Below are 9568 nucleotides of genomic sequence, written 5' to 3' on the forward strand. Positions count from 1 at the left end.
CTGACCAGGGGAGGCGATGCCGCCGACCCGGGGTGGGGCACAGGGGTGACGGCGGTCGAAGGGTGATGTTTGAAGATTTGATGAAGATTTCCCGCCGGGCACTGAGCGAGGGTGGTATTCTCCCTGCCCGGAGCGATACTGGGGTCTATGACTGACTGCACACCGACCACCGCCACGCCCCCGGGGCGGGTGCTGGTCGTCGATGATGAACAACCCCTGGCTCAGATGGTGGCCTCCTACCTCATCCGGGCCGGCTTCGATACCCGCCAGGCGCACACCGGCACCCAGGCCGTGGACGAGACCCGTCGCTTTTCCCCCGATGTCGTGGTGCTGGATCTGGGGCTGCCCCAACTCGACGGCCTGGAGGTGTGCCGACGCATCCGCACCTTCTCGGACTGCTACATCCTCATGCTCACCGCGCGTGGCAGCGAGGACGACAAGATCAGCGGTTTGACCCTGGGGGCGGATGACTACATCACCAAACCCTTTAGCATCCGGGAACTGGTGACCCGGGTGCATGCGGTGCTGCGCCGCCCGCGCACCAGCACCACCCCACCGCAGGTGACCACCCCCTTGATCGTTGGTGATCTCATCCTTGACCCCATCGCCCATCAGGTGCGGGTGGGGGAGACGACCGTGGAGCTCACCCGCACGGAGTTCGAGCTGCTGGTTGCCCTGGCCCTGCGCCCCGGCCAGGTGCTGACCCGCCACGACCTGGTCACCGAGGTCTGGGACACCACCTGGGTCGGTGATGAACGCATCGTCGATGTCCACATCGGCAACTTGCGTCGCAAGCTCGGCACCGACACCCGGGGCCGGGGGTTTATCGACACCGTGCGTGGCGTGGGCTACCGGGTGGGGCAACCATGAATCACGGACCCGGCCTGACCTTCCGCTTCCTGGCCGCCCAGGTGTTGGTCGTGGTGATTAGCCTGCTGGTGGCCTCGGCCGTGGCCACGATGGTGGGTCCGACCCTGTTCCATGATCATATGTTGATGACCGGCCGGGAGGACCCCTCGCTGGAGCTGTTCCATGCCGAGCAGGCCTACCGGGGCGCCAACCTGATCACCCTGGCCGTCGCCCTGCCCACCGCCTTGATCAGCGCCCTGCTGGCCAGCCTGTGGTTATCGCGTCGTCTGCGCACCCCCCTGCAGGACCTCACCCGCGCCGCTACCAGCCTGACGGCCGGCAACTCCCGTATCCGCGTGCCCGCCGGAAAAGCAGGCCCCGAGGTCACCACCCTGGCGCATACCTTCAACACCATGGCCGACCGGCTGGAACACACCGAACAGGTCCGCCGCCAGATGCTCTCTGATCTGGCCCACGAAATGGGCACCCCCTTATCGGTGCTCACGGTCTACCTCGATGGTCTCCAAGACGGGGTCGTGGACTGGAATAATGCCACCCACACGATCATGGCTGACCAACTCACCCGCCTGACCCGGTTGATGGAAGACATCGACGATGTCTCCCGGGCCCAGGAACACCGGATCGATTTGGACCTGGCGGAGGAAGGGCTCGGGAATCTGCTCCATACCGCCGCTGCTGCCGCGGGGGAAGCTTATGCTGACAAAGGCGTCGATTTACAGGTCGAGACCATTACAGACACCGCCCGGGTGCTCGTGGACCGGCAACGCTTCGGCCAGGTGATGAGCAATCTCCTGTCGAACGCGCTACGGCACACCCCGGCCGGCGGGCAGGTCCGGATCAGCGTCCACCGACAGGGGGCTTCCACCGCGCTCATCCACGTCGCCGATGACGGCGAGGGCATCCCACCTGACCAGCTCGGACACATCTTCGAACGCTTCTACCGGGGGGATGCCGCCCGCAGCCGGGACAACGGCGGGGCCGGGATCGGTCTGACCATCTCCAAGGCATTGATCGAGGCCCACGGCGGCACTCTCACCGCCACCTCCCCCGGCCCCGGTCGCGGAGCGGTCTTTACCCTCCGCCTCCCGCTGCCCCCTCCCGACAGTGAGGAGGCTGCTCGGTGACCACACCCTGCCCCGCGTGAGGGCCGCGCCCTCGACCCATTGAAAATATACCCCCCTGGGGTATGCTGAAAATATACCCCCGGGGGGTATATGCTAAAGAGCGGCATCGCCGCACCCCACCGAACCGAAGGAGCTTTCCCATGATCACCTCCCCGCCCCGCCTCTTGCCGATGGCCTCCCACGGCTGCAGCTGTTGTGGACCTGCCTCACCTGCCGACACCGCCTCCATCCCTGCCGCCAGCGACTCGTCAGCAGGAGGGTCCTCCCCTAGCTACCAGGTCACCGGCCTGACCTGCGGGCACTGCGCGAAAAGCGTGACCCAGGCCCTTCAGGCCCTCCCCCAGGTCGACGACGTCCAAATTGATCTCGCTGCTGGTGGTGTTTCCACCGTCACGGTCACCGGTGTCGTACCCCCGGAGATGGTTCGCCGGGCCATCGAGGAGGCCGGCTACACCGTCTTATCCTGATCAGTTTTACCCATCATCTCGACCCCGACCGGGTTGAGCGAAAGGAACGTCATGAGCACTCCCCACCATTCGGGTGATCACCATGGTGATCACCCCGCTCCGGAAACAGACCACACCCACCACCCGGATCATGCCAGCCACGAACACCACGCAGATGCCGACACCCACGGCCAGGCGATGCCCCACGATCACCCGCACTCCGCCCTGGACGAAGACCACCACGTTCATGGTCACGGCGAACACGCCGGACACAGCACCGCAATGTTTCGAGACCGCTTCTGGTGGTCGCTGATTCTGTCCATTCCCGTCGCTATTTTCAGTCCCATGGTCGCCCACCTGCTCGGCTACCACCTCCCGGCATTCCCCGGATCCACCTGGATCCCCCCGGTGCTAGGCACGATCATCTTCGTCTACGGCGGAACGCCTTTCCTCAAGGGCGGATGGAAAGAACTGAAATCCCGCCAACCCGGGATGATGCTCCTGATCGCCATGGCCATCACCGTGGCGTTTGTCGCCTCCTGGGTCACCACTCTGGGGCTGGGCGGTTTTGACCTGGACTTCTGGTGGGAGCTGGCCCTGCTGGTGACCATCATGCTGCTGGGCCACTGGCTGGAGATGCGCGCTCTCGGGTCCGCGTCCTCCGCGCTTGACGCGCTGGCTGCCCTGCTGCCGGATGAGGCCGAGAAAGTCATCGACGGGACCACCCGCACCGTGGCCATCTCCGAGCTGGTCGTCGACGACGTCGTGCTGGTGAGGGCCGGTGCCCGGGTGCCGGCCGACGGAACCATCCTCGACGGAGCCGCCGAATTCGATGAGGCGATGATCACCGGCGAATCCCGTCCCGTCTTCCGCGACACCGGTGACAAGGTGGTCGCCGGTACCGTGGCCACCGACAACACCGTCCGCATCCGGGTGGAGGCTACCGGCGGGGACACCGCCCTGGCCGGGATCCAACGCATGGTTGCCGACGCCCAGGAGTCCTCCTCCCGGGCCCAGGCCCTGGCGGATCGGGCGGCGGCGTTGTTGTTCTGGTTCGCGCTGATCTCCGCTCTGATCACCGCGGTGGTGTGGACCATCATCGGCAGCCCGGACGATGTCGTGGTGCGCACGGTCACGGTGCTGGTCATCGCTTGTCCGCACGCCCTGGGCCTGGCGATTCCGCTGGTCATTGCGATCTCCAGCGAGCGGGCCGCGAAATCCGGGGTGCTCATCAAGGACCGGATGGCGCTCGAGCGGATGCGCACCATCGACGTGGTGCTCTTCGATAAAACCGGCACCCTGACCGAGGGTGCGCACGCGGTCACCGGTGTCGCCCCGGTGCCCGGTACTTCGGAAGGGCACCTGCTGGCCCTGGCCGCCGCCGCCGAGGCCGATAGTGAACACCCCGTGGCCCGCGCCATCGTGGCTGCCGCGGCCGCACACCCGGAGGCCTCACGCCGCCCACTGCGCGCAACCGGTTTCACCGCCGCCTCCGGCCGCGGGGTCTGGGCCACTGTCGATGGCGCTGAGATCCTCGTGGGTGGGCCGAACATGCTGCGCGAGTTCAACCTCACCACCCCGGCCGAGCTCACCGACACCACCAGCGCCTGGACCGGGCGTGGGGCCGGTATGCTCCATATTGTCCGCGATGGTCAGATCATCGGTGCGGTGGCCGTCGAGGACAAGATCCGCCCTGAATCCCGCGCCGCCGTGAAAGCCCTGCAGGACCGCGGGGTGAAGGTCGCGATGATCACCGGTGACGCGCAGCAGGTGGCCCAGGCGGTTGGCCAGGACTTAGGCATCGATGAGGTCTTCGCCGAGGTCCTGCCCCAGGACAAGGACACCAAGGTCACCCAGTTACAGGAGCGTGGCCTGAGCGTGGCCATGGTCGGTGACGGTGTCAATGACGCCCCCGCTCTGACCCGCGCGGATGTCGGTATCGCCATCGGTGCCGGCACGGATGTGGCCATGGAATCTGCCGGGGTGGTCCTAGCCAGTGATGACCCGCGGGCAGTGCTGTCGATGATTGAGCTGTCCCAGGCCAGCTACCGCAAGATGATCCAGAACCTGATCTGGGCCTCTGGCTACAACATCCTCGCCGTGCCGCTAGCCGCCGGAGTGCTCGCCTCGATCGGGTTCGTGCTGTCCCCGGCCGTGGGCGCGATCTTGATGTCTGCCTCGACCATCGTGGTGGCCCTGAACGCCCAGCTGTTGCGCCGCATTGATCTGGATCCGGCTCACCTGGCTCCGACCGACGGGAAGGAGGAACACAGTGGGTCGATATCCCCCGTAACCGTTACTGACTGACCTTGTCTCTCGACCCCTAACTCACACCACCTTTGAAAGGAACGCTCATGAAACGCAGCATTACCCTCGCCGCCTTGGTACTGACCTCCACCCTGGCGCTGACCGCCTGCAGCGACGCCACCGACAACTCCGACGATGCCGGCACCACCAGCACCACGACGGCAACCGCAGAGACCAACGAGACCCACCAGGAAGACACCACCACTGCCGACGAAGAGCACGGCGGGCACGACCACCCTGCCGACGGCGGGGCACCGCCGGCAGGCATTGAAGAGGCCGAGGATCCCACGTACCCGGTGGGCACCGAGGTCATCCTCACCGCTGACCACATGCCCGGCATGGACGGGGCCACAGCCACCATTTCCGGGGCGTTTGACACCACGACCTATTCGGTCAGCTACACCCCCACCGAGGGTGGGGCCCCGGTTACCGACCACCGCTGGGTCGTCCATGAGGAGCTCGTCGATCCGGGTCAGGCCCCCCTACCCGACGGGGCGAGCGTTGTCCTGGATGCCGAGCACATGTCCGGCATGAAGGGTGCTGAGGCCACCATCGATTACTCCACCGAGGAGACGGTCTACATGGTTGAACTCACCGTCGACGGGATGACGATGACCAACCACAAGTGGGTCACCGAGAGCGAGATCCAACCCGCCGAATAGTCCACCCACCCTGAACCGCGAGACCAGACAAGGCACCCGCTCCAGAGTCGGTCATCAATCGCTGCCGACCATGCCGCAGCACACCAGCCACACACGGAACCTGCACGCCCACAGGACCCACGCTGAGGTAGGCCTTCTGTGTCACTGCTTCTCTTAGTCAGGAAATATGCCCTGGAATGACCCTGGTGACAGGAGTTCATTCCAGGGCTTTGGGTGCTGTTGCAAAGTTGGGGCAGTAGGAAGAGCGACGTGAAATAATCACAGCCATGGGTATCTTCTCCGGTCGTCATTTCCCCCGTGACATCATTCTGTGGGCAGTGCGGTGGTACTGCCGCTAGGGGTGAGCTACCGAGACTTGGAGGAAATGATGACTTCAGCGGGGTGTGCCGGTTGATCACACCACGATCTACCGCTGGGTCCAGAAATACGCCCCTGAGCTGGACAAGCAAACACGGTGGTACCGGCAGGTACCTGACTGGCAGGCCAGTTCCTGGCGGGTGGTGAGACCTATATCCGGATCGGCGGCAGGTGGTGCTACCTCTATCGGGCGATCACCGCCGGTGGCCAGACCCTGGACTTTTACCTCTCTCCGAAGCAGAACGTGGCCGCAGCGAAACGTTTTCTGGCCAAGGCTCTCAGATACAATGCGTCAGCCGGGTATCCCAGAGTGATCAACACCGATAAAGCATCCTCCCTAGCCAGGGCAATCGCCGAGTTGAAGTCAGGGGGAACCTGCCCGCCAACAGTGGAACACCGACAGGTGAAATACCTCAACAACATCCTAGAAGGCGACCATGGTCGACTGAAGCGGATCCTCGGGCCGAAAGGCACGTTTAAGAACCGGACATCTGCATATCGGACGTTGAAAGGGATGGAGGCGATGCACTCATTGCGGAAAGGGCAAGGCACTGTGTTTGACCTCACGGGCAACCGAACCCGGACGCGGTGATCGTCAACAGGGTCTTCGAGACGGCCTAACAACGCCCACACACAGCGGCCATCAGGAAATGAGAAACTGAGTCTTCGCTGCTCTCCGCCCAACTTTGCAACAGAACTAAACAATCACTCAACGACCTGCGCATTTGCTCAAACTTTCACCACACAGCGATCCCAGTCAGAATTCGAGTATCGGCCCGCGATCTATCCAGACGGCAACCCGCCGTCAGAGAATCAAATCCGCAACCAATGCTTCATTCATCGCCACCTCAAATGTTTGGCACACAAAATTACAGCAACACGTCGAATCGGAATCCTAAGCATCCTGCGGATGCAAATGACTAAAGGAATCGCGTGCTTCCTGTTAAACGATGCGGATATACTGAGACGCTAATAAATCTCAACCTATAGAGTGAAGCCCACTCAGGCCGTAAACATCCATCAACCTCGCATGTAATGCCGCGGGAGCAATCGGAAGAAGCGAATCATTGGACGAACCGTTAACAACACTCACGGTTAAGCTCGATCACTTCACACCCCAAGGAACGCCGATGGTGCGTTTACCAAATGGGCTGCTTTTAGCCGGGGATCAAGAGATCAAGACATTGAGCCCTAAGGTAGGCGACATCCTCGTGTATTCCTCGGGCTGGGAAATCGCATCCGACGAGAGCTGGGAAGTTAAGGCCCAAATTGGGGTTATCGAACAAAAGTCCGGCCCCGACGAAATTCTTATAAAGACTCCAGACGGGTATTCCCACAAGTTGGTGCATAGAAATGCTCGATGGAGTCTGGGAGATTACGCCCTCTTCAATGAGAGTTCTTCGATTTTGAGAGTCATCCCACAAGAAGCAGCGCGAAAAAGCACTATCGAGGATGAAGCCAGTGCCTCGAAGTTTCGTATTGACCTAGACCCTGAGAGATTTCAGTGGGACTATTTTGTCGGCTCGCACGAGATACTGACCGACGCAAAACAAATAGTAGAGTTGTACACCACGCTGGAGGGACGAGAGTTAATCTCACAGATGAAGGTTGATCCTGTACACGGGATCCTTTTCGCAGGTCCACCGGGAACTGGGAAGACCTTTTTAGCTCAAATAATGGCAGCCCAGTCTGGGTCCGCCTTCTATTTGGTTACAACCGCGTCTCTAGGTGGTCAGCTAGTCGGGCAAAGTGAAGAACGACTTGAAGCAATATACGAGGACGCTGCTAAACAAGAAATGTCAATCATTTTTGTTGATGAGATTGATGTTTTAACTAAAGACCGTTCGAATGCGTATGAAAACGGTTCCCGTCTCGTTAATGTATTTCTCACGAACATGGACGGAGTAGGGGCACCTGAAAATGTCCTAACTATCGGGGCAACCAACCGTATTTCCGACATTGACCGCGCACTGCGCCGACCCGGGAGGTTTGACCGCGAAGTATATTTTCGTCTACCGAATCAAATGGACCGTCTTGAGATTCTAAAGTCTCGCACGCCAACGCTAGCTAGCAATATTGATTTCGATAAGATTTCGTCACAAACCGAAGGATGGACTGCCGCAGAACTACGGTCGATTCTCCAGTACTCAGGAGAGTTAGCTGTCATCGAAGGTCGTTCAAGAATATATAATGATCACTTTCTTTTGGGATTTGAAAAAGCGACTACCGCGCGAAATGCACGAAAAGGCGAAGAAAAGTGAATATTAAGAGTTGGTTCCGAAACTATAGGAAGAAGCAGGAAAGCTTCCGTCGCGCACGGATTCTAAGAAAAATCGAGCGGCTTTCCCGTAAAGCGGCGCCGCTGGGTGACATAAGACAGTTCCTCTATCTCGATGAGTTGGCTCTTCGTAGCTTGTATATCTCCCGGTTCGGTCCTGAGGATGCCAAAACGACCCTTACTCAGACGAAAACAAAGGACTTAGGATTAACACTCGGAGGCGGTGCGTCCATTTCTCACCTCAATGATAGGGCCTCGAATGGCACATCATCTATCAGCTTCCGATCTGGAAAAAGCAGAGCCCTACAGATCGAACAAGTCTCTTCAGAACAGTCTCTTTTCAGAGATTTTGTGTCGAGAGAATCCTATGCCGGAAAAGAAAGTCAGATCTGGGACGGCGTGCCGCAATCCAGCATTCAACGAGAGTTACTGCCTGGTGGACTACACCGCGGGCAACTAATTCAGGTCAGAATACGCCTAGAAGCCCATTCAATTTATGCCTATAGCACCATTGCTAGCGCGCTTGTCGAAACCTCGGCCAATACTCCAGCGCTTGGAATTTCCCAGGATGACACCTTTATCCAGGCCGCCCAACTAATTCAGCAAATGCTAATCGGCCAAATTCCAATAAACTCGGAGCTCGTTGATTGGGACTGGGACGAAGAAGCTAGCACACTCATCCGTCGATCTGATGGCAAGGCAAATAGTCCTATTCGTCTTGTCGGTCTTACCCAACTCGACAACTATTGGGGAGATGTTCGAGGCTTTCTTTTCGACCAATCCGAGTGCATTGCCCTGGTTCGAGTTAGCCAAGATACCCCCTCGACTAGCTGGTCTCCCCTCAAGCTCTTCGATGTTGCTAGGGGATTGCCTGGCTTAGAGGGCTTTGATGCAGAGGTTGCCGAGTTGAATTCCATATTAAGCGGCAAGCAGAAAGCAAAAGCACCAGTTTCAGATGCAGTAGGAAGAATCCTCCGCTACTACTTACAAATCAGAACCGACGATGAGGAACTCAAGGTTCAACTAGAACCACAAGTTAACGAGATAGCTCAAATGGTTACCGATAGTTCTCAACGTCAACTTAAAGATGCATTTGACCAAGTTGATGTTTTACTTTCGTCGCGGGGAAGCACAGAAACCAATCCCGATGAGATCGGAAGCTTGCGAAGCAAGGCGATTAGTTTAGAGCGAGGAGCCGGAGCTCCACTCAAAAGCGAGGAAAACGTCTTACACCCACCGAACGATGATTCAAATCGCTATTTGATAGGCGATATCATCGCTCTTTACTGGTAGAGACTATTTAGCCCGTAATGACTATTTCACCGTCATTCGCAAGAGAGGGATCGGACACTTTGCGTATGAGGACTACATCCCCAATCACGGCAGAGAGCGCGCACCGCGTTCCCGACACGTGAGAAAATCAATCCTTCTTCTACGGCGGAGCAACAGTCTTAAAAAATCGTCATCTACAAGAAACTGACAACACAATCCTGAGGTTACCCTCGTTTAGTGGACACCCTATTT

At 59.2% G+C, this 9568-nt stretch carries 7 protein-coding genes and 1 pseudogene; all 8 read left to right on the forward strand.

Annotated elements, in window-relative coordinates:
• Positions 1 to 147: 147 nt before the first annotated feature.
• The 8 genes and pseudogenes from HMPREF2781_RS07390 (at position 148) to HMPREF2781_RS07425 (ending at position 9337) form a co-directional block, all read left to right on the forward strand.
• Positions 148 to 870, forward strand: a complete 723-nt coding sequence (locus HMPREF2781_RS07390; protein WP_083308539.1) for a response regulator transcription factor — start codon at positions 148 to 150, stop codon at positions 868 to 870.
• On the forward strand, positions 867 to 1994 hold the full coding sequence (locus HMPREF2781_RS07395) for a sensor histidine kinase (protein WP_070645056.1): 1128 nt from the start codon (positions 867 to 869) through the stop codon (positions 1992 to 1994). The genes HMPREF2781_RS07390 and HMPREF2781_RS07395 overlap by 4 nt, the downstream gene beginning before the upstream one ends.
• A 140-nt stretch (positions 1995 to 2134) precedes the next feature.
• Positions 2135 to 2461 carry a heavy-metal-associated domain-containing protein gene (locus HMPREF2781_RS07400; RefSeq protein ID WP_070444448.1) on the forward strand — a complete coding sequence of 109 codons (327 nt, stop codon included), beginning with the start codon at positions 2135 to 2137 and terminating at the stop codon, positions 2459 to 2461.
• Between the two features lie 51 nt (positions 2462 to 2512).
• Positions 2513 to 4747 carry a copper-translocating P-type ATPase gene (locus HMPREF2781_RS07405; RefSeq protein ID WP_070645059.1) on the forward strand — a complete coding sequence of 745 codons (2235 nt, stop codon included), beginning with the start codon at positions 2513 to 2515 and terminating at the stop codon, positions 4745 to 4747.
• 47 nt (positions 4748 to 4794) lie between these two features.
• Positions 4795 to 5409 carry a YdhK family protein gene (locus HMPREF2781_RS07410; protein WP_070645062.1) on the forward strand — a complete coding sequence of 205 codons (615 nt, stop codon included), beginning with the start codon at positions 4795 to 4797 and terminating at the stop codon, positions 5407 to 5409.
• A gap of 266 nt (positions 5410 to 5675) precedes the next feature.
• Positions 5676 to 6387 (forward strand): annotated as a pseudogene (locus HMPREF2781_RS12220) (IS6 family transposase).
• 446 nt (positions 6388 to 6833) lie between these two features.
• The gene (locus HMPREF2781_RS07420) at positions 6834 to 8027 is read left to right on the forward strand and encodes an ATP-binding protein (RefSeq protein WP_141750578.1); all 1194 of its coding nucleotides are present in this window, start codon (positions 6834 to 6836) and stop codon (positions 8025 to 8027) included.
• Positions 8024 to 9337, forward strand: coding sequence for a DUF6414 family protein (locus HMPREF2781_RS07425; RefSeq protein ID WP_070645068.1), 1314 nt, complete (start codon positions 8024 to 8026; stop codon positions 9335 to 9337). The genes HMPREF2781_RS07420 and HMPREF2781_RS07425 overlap by 4 nt, the downstream gene beginning before the upstream one ends.
• Positions 9338 to 9568 lie beyond the last annotated feature (231 nt).

The organism is Corynebacterium sp. HMSC062A03, from assembly GCF_001811145.1.
GTDB lineage: Bacteria > Actinomycetota > Actinomycetes > Mycobacteriales > Mycobacteriaceae > Corynebacterium > Corynebacterium aurimucosum.

Coding starts and splice junctions, on each gene's coding strand:
- HMPREF2781_RS07390 (WP_083308539.1), top strand. CDS start 148: ATGACTGACTGCACACCGACCACCGCCACGCCCCCGGGGCGGGTGCTG.
- HMPREF2781_RS07395 (WP_070645056.1), top strand. CDS start 867: ATGAATCACGGACCCGGCCTGACCTTCCGCTTCCTGGCCGCCCAGGTG.
- HMPREF2781_RS07400 (WP_070444448.1), top strand. CDS start 2,135: ATGATCACCTCCCCGCCCCGCCTCTTGCCGATGGCCTCCCACGGCTGC.
- HMPREF2781_RS07405 (WP_070645059.1), top strand. CDS start 2,513: ATGAGCACTCCCCACCATTCGGGTGATCACCATGGTGATCACCCCGCT.
- HMPREF2781_RS07410 (WP_070645062.1), top strand. CDS start 4,795: ATGAAACGCAGCATTACCCTCGCCGCCTTGGTACTGACCTCCACCCTG.